Source organism: Variovorax sp. KK3, assembly GCF_001984055.1.
Classification (GTDB): domain Bacteria; phylum Pseudomonadota; class Gammaproteobacteria; order Burkholderiales; family Burkholderiaceae_C; genus Variovorax.
In genome coordinates, this window is sequence record NZ_LYVO01000019.1 from 1 (window position 1) to 19,070 (window position 19,070).

The 19,070-nt window shown below is 68.2% G+C and carries 19 protein-coding genes; 5 read left to right on the forward strand and 14 right to left on the reverse strand.

The window, feature by feature from the left end:
- Positions 1–49: 49 nt before the first annotated feature.
- The 5 genes from B0W80_RS11455 to B0W80_RS11475 form a co-directional block, all read right to left on the reverse strand.
- Complete coding sequence (locus B0W80_RS11455) at positions 50–2,533, reverse strand: AI-2E family transporter (RefSeq protein ID WP_083745318.1); 2,484 nt, start codon at positions 2,531–2,533, stop codon at positions 50–52.
- A gap of 135 nt (positions 2,534–2,668) precedes the next feature.
- The gene (locus B0W80_RS11460) at positions 2,669–3,112 is read right to left on the reverse strand and encodes a universal stress protein (RefSeq protein ID WP_076999265.1); all 444 of its coding nucleotides are present in this window, start codon (positions 3,110–3,112) and stop codon (positions 2,669–2,671) included.
- A 3-nt stretch (positions 3,113–3,115) separates the two neighbouring features.
- Positions 3,116–3,835 carry a TerC family protein gene (locus B0W80_RS11465; RefSeq protein ID WP_076999266.1) on the reverse strand — a complete coding sequence of 240 codons (720 nt, stop codon included), beginning with the start codon at positions 3,833–3,835 and terminating at the stop codon, positions 3,116–3,118.
- A gap of 138 nt (positions 3,836–3,973) precedes the next feature.
- Positions 3,974–5,377 carry a sensor histidine kinase gene (locus B0W80_RS11470; RefSeq protein ID WP_076999267.1) on the reverse strand — a complete coding sequence of 468 codons (1,404 nt, stop codon included), beginning with the start codon at positions 5,375–5,377 and terminating at the stop codon, positions 3,974–3,976.
- A complete protein-coding gene (locus tag B0W80_RS11475; protein WP_076999268.1) occupies positions 5,364–6,038 on the reverse strand; it encodes a response regulator transcription factor in 675 nt (224 codons plus the stop codon). Before B0W80_RS11475 ends, B0W80_RS11470 begins: the two co-directional genes overlap by 14 nt.
- Before the next feature lie 179 nt (positions 6,039–6,217).
- Here B0W80_RS11475 and B0W80_RS11480 point away from each other — a divergent pair, with 179 nt between their 5' ends.
- On the forward strand, positions 6,218–6,445 hold the full coding sequence (locus B0W80_RS11480; RefSeq protein ID WP_076999269.1) for a hypothetical protein: 228 nt from the start codon (positions 6,218–6,220) through the stop codon (positions 6,443–6,445).
- Between the two features lie 12 nt (positions 6,446–6,457).
- On the opposite strand, the gene B0W80_RS11485 is transcribed toward B0W80_RS11480, so the two are convergent.
- The 5 genes from B0W80_RS11485 to B0W80_RS11505 form a co-directional block, all read right to left on the reverse strand.
- Positions 6,458–6,691, reverse strand: coding sequence for a hypothetical protein (locus tag B0W80_RS11485; protein ID WP_076999270.1), 234 nt, complete (start codon positions 6,689–6,691; stop codon positions 6,458–6,460).
- Positions 6,688–7,293 (reverse strand): bifunctional 2-polyprenyl-6-hydroxyphenol methylase/3-demethylubiquinol 3-O-methyltransferase UbiG, encoded by a 606-nt coding sequence (locus B0W80_RS11490; protein ID WP_076999271.1) that lies wholly within the window; start codon positions 7,291–7,293, stop codon positions 6,688–6,690. Before B0W80_RS11490 ends, B0W80_RS11485 begins: the two co-directional genes overlap by 4 nt.
- Positions 7,290–8,048 carry a PIG-L deacetylase family protein gene (locus B0W80_RS11495; protein WP_076999272.1) on the reverse strand — a complete coding sequence of 253 codons (759 nt, stop codon included), beginning with the start codon at positions 8,046–8,048 and terminating at the stop codon, positions 7,290–7,292. Before B0W80_RS11495 ends, B0W80_RS11490 begins: the two co-directional genes overlap by 4 nt.
- Positions 8,036–9,058, reverse strand: a complete 1,023-nt coding sequence (locus tag B0W80_RS11500) for an acyl-CoA dehydrogenase family protein (RefSeq protein WP_218668891.1) — start codon at positions 9,056–9,058, stop codon at positions 8,036–8,038. Before B0W80_RS11500 ends, B0W80_RS11495 begins: the two co-directional genes overlap by 13 nt.
- Positions 9,059–9,206: 148 nt before the next feature.
- The gene (locus tag B0W80_RS11505) at positions 9,207–9,998 is read right to left on the reverse strand and encodes an SDR family NAD(P)-dependent oxidoreductase (RefSeq protein WP_076999273.1); all 792 of its coding nucleotides are present in this window, start codon (positions 9,996–9,998) and stop codon (positions 9,207–9,209) included.
- Between the two features lie 101 nt (positions 9,999–10,099).
- Here B0W80_RS11505 and B0W80_RS11510 point away from each other — a divergent pair, with 101 nt between their 5' ends.
- On the forward strand, positions 10,100–12,217 hold the full coding sequence (locus tag B0W80_RS11510; RefSeq protein ID WP_076999274.1) for a hypothetical protein: 2,118 nt from the start codon (positions 10,100–10,102) through the stop codon (positions 12,215–12,217).
- 18 nt (positions 12,218–12,235) lie between these two features.
- On the opposite strand, the gene B0W80_RS11515 is transcribed toward B0W80_RS11510, so the two are convergent.
- From B0W80_RS11515 to B0W80_RS11530, 4 genes are all read right to left on the reverse strand, one after another.
- The gene (locus B0W80_RS11515) at positions 12,236–12,628 is read right to left on the reverse strand and encodes an OsmC family protein (protein ID WP_076999275.1); all 393 of its coding nucleotides are present in this window, start codon (positions 12,626–12,628) and stop codon (positions 12,236–12,238) included.
- Positions 12,629–12,722: 94 nt separating this feature from the next.
- Positions 12,723–14,228 carry a tripartite tricarboxylate transporter permease gene (locus B0W80_RS11520; protein WP_076999276.1) on the reverse strand — a complete coding sequence of 502 codons (1,506 nt, stop codon included), beginning with the start codon at positions 14,226–14,228 and terminating at the stop codon, positions 12,723–12,725.
- Positions 14,229–14,235: 7 nt separating this feature from the next.
- Positions 14,236–14,658 carry a tripartite tricarboxylate transporter TctB family protein gene (locus B0W80_RS11525; RefSeq protein ID WP_076999277.1) on the reverse strand — a complete coding sequence of 141 codons (423 nt, stop codon included), beginning with the start codon at positions 14,656–14,658 and terminating at the stop codon, positions 14,236–14,238.
- Positions 14,659–14,794: 136 nt separating this feature from the next.
- On the reverse strand, positions 14,795–15,874 hold the full coding sequence (locus tag B0W80_RS11530; RefSeq protein ID WP_076999278.1) for an aromatic ring-hydroxylating dioxygenase subunit alpha: 1,080 nt from the start codon (positions 15,872–15,874) through the stop codon (positions 14,795–14,797).
- Between the two features lie 330 nt (positions 15,875–16,204).
- Between B0W80_RS11530 and B0W80_RS11535 the strand changes: the two genes are divergently transcribed.
- The 3 genes from B0W80_RS11535 (at position 16,205) to B0W80_RS11545 (ending at position 18,854) form a co-directional block, all read left to right on the forward strand.
- Complete coding sequence (locus tag B0W80_RS11535; protein WP_076999279.1) at positions 16,205–17,251, forward strand: ABC transporter substrate-binding protein; 1,047 nt, start codon at positions 16,205–16,207, stop codon at positions 17,249–17,251.
- Complete coding sequence (locus tag B0W80_RS11540) at positions 17,248–17,784, forward strand: nucleoside deaminase (RefSeq protein WP_076999280.1); 537 nt, start codon at positions 17,248–17,250, stop codon at positions 17,782–17,784. Before B0W80_RS11535 ends, B0W80_RS11540 begins: the two co-directional genes overlap by 4 nt.
- 239 nt (positions 17,785–18,023) lie before the next feature.
- Positions 18,024–18,854 (forward strand): urease accessory protein UreD, encoded by an 831-nt coding sequence (locus B0W80_RS11545; protein ID WP_076999281.1) that lies wholly within the window; start codon positions 18,024–18,026, stop codon positions 18,852–18,854.
- Positions 18,855–19,070: the final 216 nt, after the last annotated feature.

Sequence of the window (19,070 nt, forward strand, 5' to 3'; positions counted from 1 at the left end):
TCCAGTCTCCCAGACCCTTCCGGGTGAACAACCTATTGAGACATCACAACTAGGCCGCCGGCACCGGCTGCCCGAGCGTGGCCGAATTGACCGTCGTCGCCATCGGCACGGGAAGCACGTCGCCCCATTGCACGACGCTGGCGGCCAGGGTCTTCATCAGATCGTCGGCCATGGCTTCCAGCAGGCGGATCTCCCGTTGATTCAACGCGCGCGGCTCGGTATCCAGAAGGCACAAAGTGCCCAGGACGTGCCCGCCCGCGTCGCGCAGCGGCGCACCGGCGTAGAAGCGCAGGCCTTTCGACTGGAGCGCCGGGTTGCCGGCGAATCGCATGTCTCGGGCGATGTCGGGCACGACGAGCGTCTTGACGTTGGCGACGACGTGGCCGCACATCGACAAGGCTCGCGGCATGTTCAAGTCCTCGCCGCGCACGGTCGGCGTCGAATCGGTGCCTTCGAGGCCGCCATGCGCGCCACGCACGTACTGAGTTTCCGCATCGATCAATGACACCATGGCCAGGGGCACGTCGAAGATGTCCGCGGCGCGCTGCGACGCGGCGTCGAATAGGGCCTGGGCACGCGCATCGAGGGCGCCACTGCTCAGCAGCGCGGCGACCCGTGCGGGGTCGGCCTCGCCGACCGGGGCGGCCAGGAATTCTTCGGTCAACCGGACTCCCGCGATGGAGGACACACGCATGACGGCCTCGCCGACCGACGTCACGATCGCATCGGCACCCAGGCCCTTGCACGCGTCTTCGACCAACAGCTCGGCCGGCGCGTTCCAGCACGCGAGGACGACCTTCACCTCGGGCCAGCGGCGCTTGAGCCTTCGGCACAGGTGGCGCGCGTGCACCTGCGGCTCGGGACTCAGGTACGACACGCACACGCACTGCGCGCCGTCCAGATCCAGCCCGGCGATGTAGTCGCCCGTGACGGTGCCAGGCTTTCGGACGCCGGACCGCTGCCCTTGCAACGCCATGGCGTGCGCCAGCATGCGGGCCGCCAGCGTGTCGGCCTCCCACTTGCCGCCGATCGCGACGACACGGACCGTGCCGCTGGCTTCCGGCTCCGGATACTGCTCGCGCAGGTCGTCGATCAGCGTGTCCATCCCGATGACGACGCGATGGCGGTGCTCGACGGTCGCCACGCTGGCGTGGTCGCTGGAGGCCATGCGCAGCACCGGCAGTCCGATCTCGTCGTAGAAGCCTGCCACGTTGCCGTCGACGACGTGCTCCTCGGCAAGTTCGCTGACTTCGTCGACGTCGCCGGCGATGAGCCGCTGGTAGATGCGCGTCGGCGTGTCCAGCGCGGGCTGGCTGCCCAGAAGCACGTCGAGGAAGCGCAGCCGCGGCAGATGCCGGCCGATGACCAGCAGGCAGACCGTGAGCGGGGTCGACATGATCAGCCCGAGCGGCCCCCACAACGCCGTCCAGAAGGTGGCGGAAACCATCAGCGACATCGCCGACAAGCCCGTGCTCACGCCATACAGCCAAGGTTCGATCACGTTGTTGCTGAGCATTTCGAGCGCGACGATCAGCCCGATCGTCCAGAGCACCATGCTCCAGCCGGGGTCCACGGCGAACGCCAGGCCGATCGGAAAGACGGCCGAGATCATGGGGCCGATGTAGGGCACGAAGCGCATCACCGCCGCGACCGCGCCCCAGAGGATGGCGCCCGGCACGCCGATGAACCACAGGCCGGCGGCCATCGGCACGCCGTAGCTCAGGTTGACGACCAGCTGCATCGTCAGATAGCGGCTGATGCGCTGGCCCGCCTCGTCCATGGCATCGGTCGACCTGTGCAGGCTGCCGCCCCACAGGCGCAACAGACGGTCCCGCAGATCGAGCCGGTCCAGGAGGATCAACACGACGAACACCAGCACGATGCCTGCGGTCGCGAGCGGTCCGCTCGCCGCCTCCAGCCAGGTGATGGCCTGCTGGAACGCCGACTGCGGCCGCTCGGTGAGTTGTACGCGCTGGGGCGGTGAAGATGGCGCGCTTCCCCTCTCCACGGGCGCGTTGCCGCGTTCGATGACGGGCGATGTCTGCTCGACCTCTTTCTTGAGCGTGTCGAATGTCCTCAGCGCGCCATCGAACATGCCGGGCCGATTGGCGCTCTCCCTGAGGTTTTGCAGCTTGGTCTTGATGTTGGTCTGGTACGTGGGGAGCTGCGCGCTCAGCGTGCTGACCTGGTGGCCCAGGAAGACAGCGGCCAAGCCCACCATGCCCAGCGCGAACGCGACCACGACGATCACGGCCGGCGCCCGCGGCAGGCCGCGGCGCTTCAGCAGCGTCACGAGCGGGTCGAGCACGAAGCCCAGCAGGAAGGCCAGCGCAAGGGGAATCAGGATGTCGCGGCCGAAGTACAGCGCGGCGACGATCACGCTGCCGCTCAGCAGCCCGAGCACCAATTTCAATTCGGGAATGACCGCGGCGATGGCCGCCAAAGCGCCTTGCGCGTCCGGCGATGCCGTCGACAGGGCCAAAGCTGACGCAGATTCGTCGCCGCTGCGAGGCGGCTTGTCCAGGCCAGCCATGGCTGCTCCTCATGATGGAGCTTTAAATGTCTCCGCCCAGCCGATGCGGGCACCGTCGTCCGGCCTCTTCAGGCGGAGTAGGTCATGCGCTCGAACGAGTGCATACACGAAGCGCGGCAAGCCCGCGCCGGTGCGTCACGAGCCGATGACCTGCGGCATCCGCCCTTCGTCTCCGCTGGCCCCCAGGTGATGCCTCACCTGCTGCGCCAGCGAGCCGAAGATCTTGCCGGCCAGGCTCGGCTCGTCGCGGCCGAAGACGATGCGGTCGCAGCCGTAGTCGCGGGCCGCCGTGGCGATGGTCTCGGCCGTGCGCCCCACCAGCACCGTGCAGGTGCAGGGAATGCCGGCCAGGTCGAGCAGGCTGCGTGCGTATTCGAGCTCTTCAGCCCCTGCCTCGAGCTGAAGCTCGAGCAGTTCCTGCTTGCCGAAGAGCATGGCGACATGCCCCGAGACCTTGGGCACCACCCGCAGCAGGCGGATGCTGACCCGATCGTTGCGGCGCATGCGCACGACCTCTTCGATCGCCGAGCGCGTGCGCGCAGGCTCGGTCGGATCGATGGGTACCAGGATGCGCGTCATGGCTTACCTGTTGCCGACAGCCGGTTGGCTGCCCGCGGCAGGGGCTTCTTCGCGGGGCGGACGGCGGCTGTTGATCCACTTGCCGAGCGCGACCACGGCGGCGGCACCGAAGGCCGGAACGACCGTGTGCAGGAAGTGGTGGTCGGCAACCCAGCCGGCGATGGCCGGGTCGGACACCGCCATCTCGCCGGCCACCCAGCCCAGCAGGGCCGCGCCGAGAACGATGATGATCGGGAAGCGGTCCATCAGCTTGAGGATGAGGGTGCTGCCGAAGATGATCAGCGGGATGCTGATGACGAGGCCGAAGACCAGCAGCGGCACGTTGCCCTTGGCTGCGGCGGCCACGCCGACCACGTTGTCCAGGCTCATCACCAGGTCGGCCAGCACGATGGTCTTGATGGCGGCAGCCAGGCCGGCATGGCCTTCGAGGTGCGACTCTTCGTCTTCACCCTTGAGCAGGCCGATGCCGATCCAGAACAGCAGCGCTGCACCGACCAGCTTGAGGTACGGCAGCGTGAGCAGGTAGACGGCGAAGAAGGTCAGGATGACGCGCAGGACGATCGCGCCCACGCTCCCGAAGATGATGGCCTTTTTCTGCTGCGCAGGCGGCAGCGAGCGTGAGGCCATCGCGATGACGACCGCGTTGTCGCCACTCAGGACGATGTTGATGAGGATGATCTGCGACAGGGCGATCCAGAAATCGGGGCTCGACAAGAACGACACGGTGTCTCCTGAAAATGAATCGGAACCACCGCGGTTCCGTCATCCCGAGGTTAGAGACCTGTCCTGTCACCTTTCTGCCGGCTGGCTGACAGCCGCATGTCCGCAAGCTGTCAGAAACCTGACCAAACGGCCTCTCCTCTACACCACCCTGTCACCTGTGCGCAACGGGAAAAACACGCTGAAAGTGTTGCCCACCCCATCGATGTCTTCTTCGAGCGTGATGCGCGCGCCATGCAGCGTGGCGATCTCGCTGACGATGGCCAGGCCGAGGCCGCTGCCGTCTTCCTGCGTGCCCAGCAGGCGGTGAAAGCGCTCGAAGATGCGCGCGCGGTCCTGCACCGGAATGCGGGGGCCGTCGTCGTTGATGGCGAGGCGGCATTGGTCGTCGCCGATCTGGGCGGTCTGCACGGTCACGCGGCCGCCCGGATGGCTGTAGCGGATGGCGTTGTCGATGAGGTTGTTGACGAGCTCGCGCAGGCGGTCGTGGTCGGCATCGATCATCAGCGCGTGCTCGGTGCCTTCGAAGCCCAGGTCGATGTCGCGCTTGAGGGCCTGCGGCACCCATTCCATGCTCACTTCGAGCGCATGGGCGTTCAGGTCCAGCGGCCGCAGCTGCATGGAGTCGAGCGCGCCGGGTTCGTTGCGGGCCAGCGAAAGCAGCTGCCGCACCAGCCGCGACAACCGGTCGGCGCTGATGTAGAGCTGGGCCAGCGAATGGCGCACGCGCTCCAGGTCGTTCTCGCGCAGCGCGAGTTCGATCTGGGCCTTGAGGCCGCTCACGGGGGTCTTGAGCTGGTGGGCCGCGTCGGCGACGAAGCGGTTCTGGAAGTCGAAGGTGCGCCCGAGCCGCGCCATGAGCTCGTTGACGTCGTCCACCAGCGGCCGCACTTCGCCCGGCACGTCGTGGGTGTCGATCGGGCTCAGGTCCAGGTGCGAGCGGTTGGCCACGGCACGCCGCAGCCGCTGCAGGGGCTCCAGGCCTCGCGACACGCCGAACCACACGACCAGGGTGGCCATGACCATCAGCAGCAGTTGCGGCAGCACCACGTTGGCCACCATCTCCCAGGTCAGGTGGTCGCGCTTGTTGAGCGTCTCGGCCACCTGCACGCGGACTTGCGGCGGCCCGGCGTCGGGCCCGACGGGCATCCAGGCGACCATCATGCGCACCGGCTCGCCGCGGAATTCGGCGCCGTAGAAGTCGGGCGCCGGGGGCTTGCCGTTGCGCGGCGAGGGCAGCTGGGCGTCGCCGCCGAGTTCGGCGCCGTCCTCGCCCACCACTCGGTAGAAGAGCCGGTCTTCCTGGTCGAGCAGCAGCACGTTGGCGGCCGGCTCCGACAGTTCGAGCCGGGGCCGCGTGCCGTCGAGCTTGACGTGCAGCGCGATCTCGCGGCCGATCTCGTGCAGCGCACGGTCGTAGGCCAGGTTGGCGAAGCGCAGCGAGTTCCAGTAGGCGACGCCGGTGTCGAGCACCAGCAGCACGGCGAGCGGGCCCAGCAGCCACGCCAGCAACTTGCGCTGCAGCCGGGGCTCAGCCTTCCCCATCGCTGCTGTCGATCAGGTAGCCCATGCCGCGCACGGTGCGGATCTCGCAGCCCAGCGGCTCCAGCTTCTTGCGCAGGCGGTAGACGTTGACTTCGATGGCGTTGTCGCCGACCTCGTCGCCCCAGCCGTACAGGTGGTTGACCAGCTGCTCCTTGCTCACCACGCGGCCGGCGCGCATCAGCAGCAGTTCGAGCAGGGCCAGTTCGCGCGGCGACAGGTCGAGCGGGCGCTTGTCGTGGAAGACACGGCGCCCCACGGTGTCGTAGCGCAGCAGGCCGTGTTCGAGGAATGGCGTGGACTGCGTACTGCGGCGCAGCAGCGCGCGCACGCGGGCTTCGAGCTCGGGCAGGTCGAAGGGCTTGGCCAGGTAGTCGTCCGCGCCCAGGTCGAGGCCGCGCACGCGGTCTGCCAGCGTGTCGAAGGCGGTGAGCATGAGGACCGGCATGGTGGACTTGCGCGCGCGCAGGCGCTTGAGCACGTCGAGCCCGCTCAGGCCGGGCAGGCCGATGTCGAGGATGGCGAGGTCGTAGATGGCCGGCACCAGCGCATGGTCGGCCTCTTCGCCGGTGGACACCACGTCGACGGCATGGGCCGACTGCACGAGCGCGCGGGACAGCGCATCGGCCAGCACCCGGTCATCTTCGACGAGCAGTATCCGCATGGGGTCTCTTCTGTCTTCTGTTGTGTCGGTTCTATCGCGTCGCTCCGTCGCAGCGCCGTGTTGCTGTGTTGCTGGGACGCATCTCCCGACCATGCTAACCGCAAGGCGCTGACACGCGCCCGCGCTTCGGCGGCGCAGAATCCGGGTTTTCGACTTGAGGCCCGAGGAGGCGGGACAAGATGGACATGGAAGAAGTCAACGAACGGCTGCGTGCGCTGGAACTGCGTGCCGTGGCCCACACCGCGGCGATCGCGGTGCTGCTGCAGGAGCAGCCCAACGCGGCGGCCAAGCTGCACCTGGTCAGCGAACACCTCGTCGACGCGCCACCGATCCCGATGTCGGACGCGGACTTGGTCAAGGTGGCGGCGTACATCCAGTCGATGCTGGGAGGGCCCTGGATCGATTGACGACCGTCGCGGTCACTCGTCCGTCTTCTTGAGGCCCCGCACGTTCATGATGGCCAGGCAGACCTGGAGCGCGATGAGCGCCCAGGCCTTCTGCTGAAAGCCCCAGACGGTCCACAGCACGTTGCTCGCCAGGAAGACCCAGAAGCCGACGTTGCGGCGGCCCTTGTCGTTGGACGCCACCAGCCAGGCGGCCAGCACCGAGGCGACGAAGGCGGGCCACTGCAGCAGATCGGCGATCTCGCTCAACGGATGCCTTCCTGCTGCGCCACCGAGCGCGGGTCGCGCGACCACACCTCGAGGATGAAGTCGTCTTCTTCGTGGCGCAGCAGGCGCGGAAGGCGGAGCTCGGCCAGGATCGCGTGGACCTTCAACGTGGAAAGCGTGCGTTCCTCGAAGTCAGGCCGCCAGTGGCACGCGACCAGGCTGCCGCCGAGCGCCAGCGCATCGCCGCAGCAGGCGGCCGTGGCGCGCATCGATGCTTCGTCGAGGAAATAGCCGATCTCGCTGAGCACGATCAGGTCGAAGGGGCCGTCGTCGCGCGGCCACTGCGCCGGCAGCACGTGCTGCTCGACGCGCACGTTGTCGCGCGTGCGCGCCCTGTCCCGTGCCAGGTCCACCGCCCGCGCGTCGAAGTCGCTCGCGAGCACCTGGTCACAACGGTCGGCCAGAGCCAGGGTCAGCACGCCGACGCCGCAGGCGGGCTCGTAAGCGCTGCGATAGCGCCGCCGGGGCAGCGATGCCATCAGCAGCGCGCACTTGCGTTCCTCGTACCAGCGCGTGCCGACGCCATAGGGGTCGTCGCTCCCACGGTAGAGACGGGCGAAATAGTCGGACTCCGGCCCGCTCATGCCAGCACCACTTCGAAAGGCCACGATGCCCGCGCCACCGCCTTGGCCGGGAGGATCGGGCCGGCGCCGGTCGAAGCGTCGGGCTCGAGCTGGCTGGCATGGCTGTGCAGCGCGCGGCGCTTGCGGTCGACCAACGCGGGCGACAGTTGCAGGCGTCTGGCGCGCTGCCATGGAATGCGAGGATCGCCGGGCGCGGCCCAATGCCAGGCCCACACGGGTACTTCGAGCAGGCCGGCGCCGGAGCGCGCGGCGAGCCCAACGCATGCATCGCCGGTGGCTTCGTGGTCGGGATGGCCGTCGAGCCGCCAGGTCGTGACGATCAGGTCGTCGGGCCGCACCAGCGGCTGCAGTCGATCGAGCAACGCCGGACCCAGCGCGCGCAGGCCGCCATCGGGCAGGCCCAGCCGCAGCGGCTCGACATCGAGGCCCAGGCAACGCAGCGCCTGCCGGCTTTCCAGCGGCCGCATGCGGGCCAGGCGCGACGGCGGCCAGATGGAAGAACCCGGATGGCTCGCGGCGCCGTCCGTCACGGCGACGACCTGCACAGGAATGCCGGCCTGTGCCAGCAACACCATCAGCCCGCCGGCGACCAGCAACTCGTCGTCGGGATGCGGGGCGACCACGACGGCCCGCGCCCGGCCGGCCATGAGCGTCACCGCGTCGACATCGCCGATCGCCGCAGCCGACAGCCACGCGCGCCAGGCTTCTTCGGAGGTGCCCTCGCCTTCGATGCGCCGATCGCTCACAGCGTCCATGGGTCACGCTCCTTGTCGCGCTCCTGGTCGGCCGCGATCAAGCTGCCCAGGGCGGCGAGATCGCGTTCCGCGTGGCTTTGCCGCAGATAGACGGGCAGGTCCGCCATGGCACGGGCGAAGTGCGGGTCGCGGCAGAAGGGCGTGGCGCCGAGCGCCCGGCCGGCGTGTCGCATGACTTCGGTGGCGGCCTGCTCGACCACGAGCCGGGCACGCAGCGCCACGGCCTGCGCATCGGCTTGGGGGTGTGCGTCGATCCATGCCGCACTCTCCCGCAACACCACCGCCGCGGCTTGCAGTGCGACGTCGACCGAACCCAGGTGCGCCAGGCGGTGCGGGTCCGGCTTGCCGCCGGCGCCGCGGTGCAGTGCGCGCGCGATGCCGAGTGCGCCGCCGAACCAGCAGGCGGCGATGCCGGCACCGCCGTGCCAGAAGCCGGGGCGTGCGACGTAATCACCGGGGCCACCGAGCGCCGTGGCCTCGGCATCCTCGAATCGAACCTCGACGCTGCCGCTCGCAGCCATGCCGACGGCCGACCATCCTTCGCCTGTCACGGTGACGCCCGGCGCCTGCAGCGCGACGGCCGCGAGGCAAGGCTCGGAGGCTTCGTTCCAGCAGCTCACGACCGCATGGGTCACGTCGTTCGCGCCCGAGCACCAGGCCTTGGTGCCCGAGAGCCGCACGCGCCCCGACGAAACCTCGCGCATCGCCAGCCGCGCGGTCGGCGGCTCCGCGCACCAGGTTCCCCAGCGGCTGCCGGCTTCGGGCGCGCGACCGCCGAGTTCGGCAAGGATGGCCAAGGCATCGGTGTGTCCTTCGAAAAGCTTGGCGAGCGAGAGATCGCACGCCGCCACCTCGGCGAGCAAGCGCCAGCGGGCCAGCGTCCGGCCAGCACCCGGCAGCGGGAGGTCGCCGATGCCGGCCTCCAGCACTTGTGTAAGTGACGGCACGGTGCCGTCCGCTTCTGCAAGCGATCGAAGGTATTGGAGATGCTGGAGATGGAGGTCGGGCATGGGCGCGTCGGGAGCCGACAGTGGACGGTGGTCCCGCCACAGCCGGCTCTGGAAAGTTAGACGCGGCACTGGCGGTCACGCGTCGGCGCAACGCGTCTGGCGGTGTAAGGTCGCGGCCCGCGCCGGCCGCGTCGCGCGAGTGCCCGGCCTAGAAGGCGCTCTTGGTGCAGCCGCCGTCGACCCGCAGCGCGGCGCCGGTCGTTCCCGACGACAGCGGGCTCGCCACGTAGGCCACCAGGCTCGCGATCTCTTCCGGCGTTTCGAAGCGCTTGATCAGCGAGGTCGGTCGCACCTTCTCGAAGAACTGCTTCTCGTAGGCCTCGAAGGACATGCCGTCGGCCTTGGCCAGCGCTTCCACGAAATCGCCCACGCCGCGCGACCGGGTCGGGCCGGGCAACACGCTGTTGACGGTGATGCCGGTGCCGGCCAGCGACTCGGCCAGGCCGCGCGCGACGGCGATCTGCGCCGTCTTGGTCATGCCGTAATGGATCATCTCGGCCGGTATCTGCAGGGCGCTTTCGCTCGACACGAAGACGATGCGGCCCCAGTCGGCGCGCTTCATGGCCGGCAGCACCAGGCGCGCCAGGCGCACGCCGCTGAGCACGTTGACGTCGAAGAAGCGCAGCCAGTCCTCGTCGGGGATGTCCTCGAAGGGCTTGGGCTCGAAGATGCCCAGGTTGTTGACCAGGATCTCGATGCCCGGGAACTGCCCGACCAGCGCCTCGGCCGCCGCGGCGGTGCTCAGGTCGCCTGCGAAGCCCAGCACCTCCCCGCCTTCGCCTGCCTGGATGCCGGCCACCGCCTTGTCGACCGCCTCCTGCTTGCGGCCGTTGACGATGACGCGCGCGCCTTCGGCCGCCAGTGCCGCCGCGATGGCGTGGCCGATGCCGGCGGTGCTGCCGGTGACGAGTGCGAGTTTGCCCTTGAGTTGGAGGTCCATGGTTCCGCCTTTCTTGTGGATGGAATGGTCGACGCGAATAGCCCGGCATCCTTGCATGGATCAATGGCCGTTGCCAGCGCCGGAAATGGAGAATGCAACGGATGAACCTTGCCCGCCTCGCCGCGTTCACGTCGCCCCTCCTCTTCTGGCTCGCGCAGCCGGCCATGGCGCAGTCGCCCGACCGCAACTGGTCCCGTGCGGAAGGCGACGACTTCGTGCTCCAGGCCCCGGCGCGCGTGCGCTACGGCGCCGGCGAACGCTGGGTGGAAAAGATCGTCGACGCGCGGGGCAGCTGCACCAACGCCTTCTTCGGCATGGACCCGGCGCCGAACGTGCGCAAGGCGTGCAGCCTGAGCGGCCCGGCACCGTTGCGGGCCGTGCGCTCGACGGCCGCCACTTCCGGCGTGACCGGCGTGACCGATGTGGTGGACCGCGCCGGCAAGATCGTGCCCGAGGCCTACCGCGCGCTGGCATCGGTGCTGGGCGAAGACCAGGGCATCGCCTACCGCTACGGCCCCGCAGGCGCGCCCGACGCCGCTGCCGATGCGAAGCGCCCCACCTTGTTCGAGCGGCAGGACCAGTTCGCACGCTGCGGCAATCCGTCGGACTGCCGCACGTCCTGGCAGGTCGGCGGGCCGCGCCGGGAAGTCGACTTCTCGTACTCCACCAACCAGTCGAGCGTGGTCTTCGTGGCCGACGACCCGGTGCAGCGCGCCGGCGTGGGCGACCTGCAGGCGTCGGCCTTCGAGACCAACACCTATGCGCAGAAGCCGCAGTTGCCCTGGCAGCTCGGCGGCGGCGGGCTGGACAGCGTCAACGCGGTGAAGTACCGGTCGGCCGCGCTGCTGCCCAACGACGGCAGCGCCCGCCCCATCGCGGCCGGCCGCTGCAGCGGGCCGGCCGGCTACTGCCCGACATCGGTGATCGCCTTCCAGAACGGTCTGCTGGCCACCACCGGCAGCAATACGGCGCACAACCAGGCCACCGCGCAACTGGCGCCCAACAAGGTGCCGACGGCCGTGGCGATGACCGCCAACAGCGAGTTCGCCTTCGTCACGGTGTGGGACACCGCTGCGCTTAAGGGCCAGGTGGCCGTGGTCGCGCTGGCCGGCCTGTGCGACGGCTGCAAGCTCGAAGGCCCCTACTACGAGTGGTGGAACGAATGGCAGGGCGTCTACCCCGGCCTGCCCAACATGGGCAACATCGCCTTCATGAAGGTCATGGGCTACGTGGACCTGCCCGATGACATGAAGGCGCCCACCGAGATCGCGGTGACCACCGGCATGCATCCCTTCGCCACGGTGCTGGGCGGCGGCCTCTTCATGGGCCAGAAGCATTCGCCGCTGGCGTACAACTGGCGCTCGTTCACGCGCTACGGCGAGAACTACCAGCGCTATGCGAAAGGCGGCATCGCGGTGGTGGTGTCGAAGTCGGAGCAGAAGGCGGCCTTCATCGACCTGAAGCCGCTCTTCGGCTACATCAACGACGTGTACTTCAGCGACCAGGTCGAGCGCCTCGGCCGCGTGGGGCAGGAAGAACGGCAGTGGCCGCACGGCTTCGGCTTTCGTCCGCAGGCCAGGCCGGTGGTGGTGAAGACCATCGCGCTCGATGCACGGCCCACGGCCGTGAAGACCACCATCACCCGCACGAAGGATGCACAGGCCTGGATCGCCACGCAGGAAGGCGCGGTGCGCATCTTCAGCACGGGCGGCTACGCGCTGGGCGCGGCGGACGGCTCGGGGTCGCCCGACAACATCGCCATGCTGGGCAAGGTGGCGGTGGGCCGCAACCCGACATCGCTCGCGCATTCGAAAGGCGAGCCCGACCCCGCGATGCGTGACGACCCGCTCAACGGCCAGGTGATCGTGACTTCGCGCGCCGAGCGCAAGGTGCAGTGGGTGCGCTTCGCGCCGGACGGCCGCGGCGGCCGCGTGGTGCGCACCCTGCAGGACAGCCGCATGGCCGACCCCATCGCGGCCGAGGACATCGACAACTTCGCCAACGTCGGCATGACGATGAGCGTGGCCGACTACGGGGGCCGGTCGGTGCTCAACTACCGCTACGGCACCGTCGTCTTCGCCGACCGCGGTGCGCAATGGGCCTGCCAGCCGCCGCGCGGATGCCCGGTGCAGGCGACCAACGGCATCGGCATCGAGTTCGGCGGTGGCTACAAGATGGAAGGGCGGCCGTTCCAGATCAACACGTCGAACGTGCCCTGACCTGCGCAGCGCGGTCCGTCACACGAGCCGCGTGTCGATCTCCGTCTTCACCTCGGTCATCAGCTTGTGCAGCGGGCACTTGCCCGCCACACGCAGCAACGCCGCCTTCTGGTCGTCGCCGATCGCGCCGGAGACGTGGAGCGTGGCGTCGAGCTTGTAGACGCCCTGGCGTTCCTGGCTGTCGTCGCGGTCGACCGTCACCTCGATCTCTTCGACCGGAATGCCCTTGTGCTGCGCGTAGACAAGCACGGTGAGCGCCTTGCAGGCCGCGAGCGCGGCGTCGTACAGGTCGTGCGGGCTGGGGCCGGCATCGTGGCCGTCGAGCGAGGTGTCGACGGCGAACTCGTGGCCGCGGATCTTGACGATGTGGCGCGTGCCGGTGGTGCCGTCGCGGCGAACGGTGATGGTCATGGGAGTCCTTCCGGAGATGGATCGGCCCGGCTTGCACCGCCATGGCGCAGGCCGGGCCGAGGGCGTCCGATGGTAGCGCCCAGGTGCCGGGTCGTCAGGCCTCCTGCCGCTGCGGTGCACCTGGCCGGCGCGCCTGCCGCACGAACGCGATCAACTGCCAAGCCACGAACACGCCCACGAGCGCCAGCAGCGTCCCGCTGATCGGCCGCGTGAAGAAGATGCCGAAGCTGCCGCGGCTCAGCAGCAGCGAGCGGCGGAAGTTCTCTTCGAGCATCGGGCCGAGGATGAAGCCCAGCATCAGCGGCGCGGCGTCGAGCTCGAGCCGCATGAACATGTAGCCGACGAAGCCGAAGGCGGCAGTGATGAAGATGTCTTCGAGGCTGTTGTTCACGCTGTAGGTGCCGATGCAGCAGAAGAACAGGATCGACGGGAACAACACGCTGTAAGGTATCTTGAACACCGACAGCCAGTAGCGCACCAGCGGCACGTTGAGCACCAGCAGGAAGACGTTGCCCACCCACATGCTCGCGACCAGGCCCCAGAACAGGTCGGGGTGGCTCGCGATCATGTTGGGGCCGGGCTGGATGCCCTTGATGATGAAGGCTGCCAGCATCAACGCCATCACGGCGTTCTCGGGAATGCCGATGCTCATCAGCGGAATGAAGCTGGTGCGCGCGGCGGCTTCGTCGGCGGCGGCCTGGCCGGCCACACCTTCGATGCAGCCGGTGCCGATCTCGTGCTTGTACTTGCTGACCTTCTTGTCGATGGCATAGGCCGCGAACTGCGCGATGGTCGGTCCGCCGCCGGGCAAGATGCCCAAGAAGGAACCGATGGCACCGCCGCGCAGTGCGCTGGGCAGGATGCGCTTGAACTCGGCCCAGGTCGGCATGAGGTGGATCTTGCCGTTGAAGGGCGAGCGCTCCTCGCGCGCGTCGAGGTTCTTCGTGATCTCGGCGATGCCGAAGCAGCCGAGCGCGATGCTCACGATGCCGACGCCGTCGACGAGGAAAGGCAGGTCCATGGTGAAGCGCGCCACGCCGCTGTTCACGTCGGTGCCGATCTGGCCCAGCAGCACGCCGATCAGGCACATGGCCAGGCCGTTGAGCAGGCTGCCGGTGGTGACGAAGCTCACACAGACGAAGCCGACCATCATCATGGCGCAGTAGTCGGCCGGCCCGAAGAGGAAGGCGACCTCGCCGAGCACCGGCGCCAGCCACGAGAGCACGACGATCGCGATGGTGCCGCCGATGAAGCTCGATACCCCCGCCGTGAACAGCGCGAGCCCGGTCTTGCCCTTGAGCGTCATCTGGTAGCCGTCGATGCAGGCCACGATGCGGCTCGCATGCGGGATCTTCATCGTGATGGCGCTCACGCTGTCGCCGTACTGCGCACCGTAGTAGATGCCGGCCAGCATGATGAGCGCACCGCCGGTGGGAATGGAATAGGTCAGCGGCAGCAGCAGGCTGATGGTGGCCAGCGGGCCCAGGCCGGGCAGCAGGCCGACGAGCGTTCCGACGACGCACCCGAGGGCGCAGAACATCAGGTTCTGGATGGTCAGGGCGTGCGAGAAGCCGAACGCCAGGTTGTGCAGGACGTCCATGGCGCGGTCAGTAGAGCGGCAGGTTGAGGCCGAGCAGCTTCTGCAGAAGCAGCGCCATGGCGACCAGGCCGGCCGCGATCTTGACGTTGCGCACCCACGAATACGAGGTGCCGGCCATCGTCGAGCAGAACACCATGAACACGATGCCCGCGATCATGTTGAGGTGCTCCGAGATCAGCGCGAAGCCACAGAGGCTCGCCAGGATGATCGCGATGTTCTTGGGGTTGAGGTCGAGCCGCACCTTGTCGACCAGCCGCGACCGGATGACAGTGACGACGCCGATCACGAACAGCAGCGAGCTCACCAGCGCGGGAAAGAGGCCGGGGCCCGCATGGCTGAAGTCGCCGATGGTGTAGCGCAGCGATTGCAGGCCGAAGGCCAGTGCGATCGCCATGAGGAACAAACCTCTGGCCAGGTTTCTGTCTTTCATACGAACGCTTGTCTCCGAGTGATGAGGGCGGAAGCGATGCTCCTGCCGCGTCACTGATCGGAATCTGACGGGTCCGTGAGGGGAAACACGTAGCGCCCGGCCGGCCCTCCCCTGCCGGCTGCGCGTGGTGGTCGACTCAGGCGGCCTTGGCCTGCGCCTGCACCGCCACGGTGCCGCGATGCACCTCGCTCTCGCCATGCCGCGCCAGCAGCTGCATCAGGTGCTTGCGGATCAGCATGCCCGGGCGGTCCGACTCCATCGAGTACTCGACGCCGCGACGGCGCGTGTCGACCAATGCATCGGGGTCGGTGGATTCGAGGATGTCCTTGTCTTCGCGCGTGATCTGGTCGTCGAAGTCGATCAGCATCTGCGCCGGGCAGTCGGCCTCGCTGTCGTTGCGGAACAGCCATTGGCACAGCTGCATGCGGCCGTCGTCGATGGGCGTGAAGCAATTGATGATGACGTGCCGGATGCCCGAGGGGTACTCGATGTCGAGCCGGCGCGAGAAGGGCAGGAAGTAGGCGTTGCGCATGTGGCGCGTGGTGACCGCGTCCTTCACGCCGCTGATCGCATGAAACTGCGGTGGGTTGGCGGCGTCTATCGTGGTCTGGGCATGAAAGCCCTGCTCGTTCTCGATCAGCTCGTACTTGCTGGGCTTGGGGCTCGCAGCCACGCCGAAGGTGGCGCGGTGCACGAAGCTGAAGTGCGAGTTGTCGAAGGAGTTCTCCAGCGCGCGCATGGGGCTGGTCTGCCACTCTTCGTAGAACTGGAAGATGGTGCGCCAGCCCTCTGCCTCGAACTCGGGGATGGGCGGGATCTCGGCGACAGGGTCTTCCAGCGCCACCCACGCATAGCCGTAGCGCGCCACGCAGTGGTAGGCGGTGGTGCGGTAGTCGGGCGAGATCGGGCGGTCGGGCTCGTACTGCGGGATCCGGATCACGCGGCCGCCTCGGTCGTAGGTCCAGCCGTGATAGCCGCATTGAATGGCGCCCTGCCCGCACGCGCGCCCTGCGTCATCCACGCACCAGCCCTTCGACAGCTTCGCGGTGCGGTGGCAGCATCGGTCGCGCAGCGCGGCCGGTCGGCCCTCGGCATCGAGGAAGAGAACGATGTTTTCGCCGAGCAGCGTGAAGGGACGCGGGCCCTGCTGCAAGTCGGACAGCGGCATGACGGCATGCCAGAACTTGCGGAACACGGGTTGCTGCGTGACGAGCATGGAAAGACTCCTTCTTGGGTGTGTGGGGACGACCGTGAAAGAGCAATTTCCCGCCGCGGGCCTGCCAAAAGAATCGGAAGGCCGGGGCTGAACGCTTCTACTCTGCGGGGCAGTTCACGCAAGTTGCGGGCCTGCCGATGCGCACGAATGGCGCGAGGAATGCCTTGTCTGCCTTGGCATGCCTGGCATGGCTCCTGCATTGAGCGGACCAAGAGTAGAAGCGTTCAGCAGCGCACGCACTTGAATCGTGCGCCCGCCCGGAAATTGCTCTTGGAGTACCCGGCCGCAACGCCGGGCGTTCAAGGCCCACGATTTCCAGGAGAGACCTCCATGCAACGCCGTTCGTTCATCCGCGCCACCGCTGCCCTCGGTGCAGCCGCCATCGCTTTGCCAACCGTCTCCAGCGCCTTCGCACAAGGCAACGGCGGCAAGCTGACGCCGATCAAGTTCACGCTCGACTTCCGCATCAACGGGCAGACCGCGCCCTTCTTCCTGGCCGAGAGCAAGGGCTACTACCGCGACGAGGGGCTCGACGTTGCGATCGACACCGGCGCGGGCTCGGTCGCATCCATCACCCGCATCGCGAGCGGCGTGTACCAGCTGGGCCTCGGCGACATCAGCTCGCTGATCGAGTTCAACGCGCAGGGCGCAGGCACGCCGGTGGTGCAGGCGGTGTACCAGTACTACAACCGCGCACCCTTCGCGATCATCGGCCGCAAGGACCGCGGCATCACCTCCGACTTCAAGAGCCTGCAGGGCAAGAAGGTCGCGGCCGCGGCTGTCGAGTCGACCCGCCGCGCCTGGCCCATGGTGGCGCGCAAGCAAGGCATGAGCGGCGACGCCTTCCAGTGGCAAACCACTGACTTCAGTGCGCGCGACAACGTGATGGTGCGCGGCGACGTCGACGCGGCGACCTACTTCCACGACTCGGCGATCTCGCTTTTCGCGCGGATGAAGCCCGAGGAGCTGTCAGTGCTCAAGTATTCGGATGCGGGCGTGAACCTGTACGGCAACGCGATCCTGGCGAGCAGCAACCTGGTGGCGCAGAACCCGAAGGCGGTCGCCGCCTTCTTGCGCGCCACCAACCGCGCCATCGTCGAGACCTTCGCGAACCCCGGCCCCAGCATCGCGGCGATGCGCCAGCGCGAGCCGATCCTCGACGAGAAGGTGGAGCGCGAGCGCTGGGCCATCACGGCGCAATACGTGGGCGCGGCAGACACGGCCGGGCACGGCCTGGGCGACATCCGCAAGTTCACGCTGGAGCAACAGGTCGACGAGGTGGCCGAGGTCTTCGCCCTCAAGCGCAAGCCCTCGGCAGATGCCATCTTCAACGGCTCGATGCTGCCTTCGCGCGGAGAACGTAGCATCAGGGCATGAACCATTTGGGAACGAACGCGCAGACCTTGCCCACGGTGCTCGCAGAAACGCCGCTCGACGAGCGTGACGGGCGCTACCTTCGCAAAGCCATCGTCTGGTCGCATGCCGCGCGCCGGCGCGGCAACCGGCCCTTCGGGGCGATCATCGTGTCGGCCGACGGCGAGGTGCTGGCCGAGGCCTACTGCAACACCACCGAGACCGACGACGTCACCGGCCACGCCGAAACCAATGCAGTGCGCATGCTGGCCGGGCGCGGGCTCCCGCGCGAAGCCCTGGCCGGCGCCACGCTGTATTCGTCGGCCGAACCCTGCGTGATGTGCGCAGGCGCCATCTTCTGGTCGAACATCGGCCGCGTGGTGTTCGGCATCGACGCCGAGCGGCTGCGCGTGTTCCGCGGCGAGCGTGCCGAGCAACGCGATGCGGTGCTGTCCTGCCGCGACGTGTTCGAGGCCTCGCCGCACCCCATCGATTGCGTCGGGCCGGCGTTGCTGGACGAGGCCATCGCAGCGCATGTGGGGGCGTGGAAAAGCTAGGGCTGTCACATCCGGTTAACGCTTTTTTCCACATCCCCGCCTTGGCGGTGCAAAAAGGCACTTGGCTGGTGCGTCGGCTGCTTTCTCCTCTGCCGATTCCTTGAGCAACCTGGTGCGATCCCTTGCAGGACAACGCTCTTTCGACTTGTTCGCCGAGTTTTCCACAAGCTTGTCCACCTTCTCGGCGAAGAACTCCGGCCACCGGGACGCCTCCCTTCCTGCTCCTACACTCTCGGCCCATGCCCTGGAATGCGCGACTCGCGCTCGACTATCGACTGGAAGGCGCACGCAGCGTCGCCCGCTTTCGCCATGAAGGCCCGCTGCGCATCCTTCAGAGCCTGTACCCCGAAGGCGACACGGTCTGCCACAACGTGCTGGTGCATCCGCCCGGAGGGCTGGTGGGTGGCGACACCCTGGACATTGCCGTTCGCGCCGCCCCGGGCAGCCACGGCCTGATCACCACGCCCGGCGCCAGCCGCTTCTATCGCTCCGAGGGCGAACTCGCCCTGCAGCACACCACGCTGGACCTCGAGGCCGGCGCCCGCGTCGAGTGGTTGCCGTTGGAAGCGATCTGCTTCAGCGGCTGCCGCGCCGAAAACCGGCTGACGATGCGGCTGGCCGCGGGCGCCGAACTGATCGGCTGGGACGTGGTGGCCCTCGGCCTGCCCAATGCCGGCAAGCCCTTCGAGCGCGGCGTGCTGCAGCAGCACCTGGAGCTGCCGGGCGCCTGGCTGGAGCGTGGCCGCATCGAAGCCGCCGACCGGCGCCTGCTCGACGGCCCGTTGGGCCTGGCCGGGCATCGCTGCCTGGCCTCGATGTTCTTCGTCACGGGCTCACCCCTCGCGCGGGCACGCCGCGAAGCGGCCCTGGACTGCGCGCGCACGCTGGCCGAGGCGCACGCGCTGTGCGAGAGCGCGGGCGCCACCAGCCCGCAGCCCGGCGTGGTGGTGTTGCGGGTGCTGGCACCCGTGGTGGAGCCGGCCATGCAGCTGTTGAGGCAGGTCTGGCGCACATGGCGTGCCGAGCTGTGGAAGATGCAAGGCCAGGCGCCGCGCATCTGGTCGATGTAGCGCACGGCGACGCAAGCCCTCGCCCTACTTCGCGCTCGGGCCTTCTCCGTCCGTGCGGGGCCGCGCGGCGACCTATCGTGGAAGCACACAACCACACAGGAGAACCCTTCCATGAAAAGCATCATCCTCTGGCTCTGCGGCGTGCCGATCGGCGTGATCATCCTGTTGAAGGTCTTCGGGGTCTTCTAAGCCTTCCTGTAGCCATTCGAGGTCCGC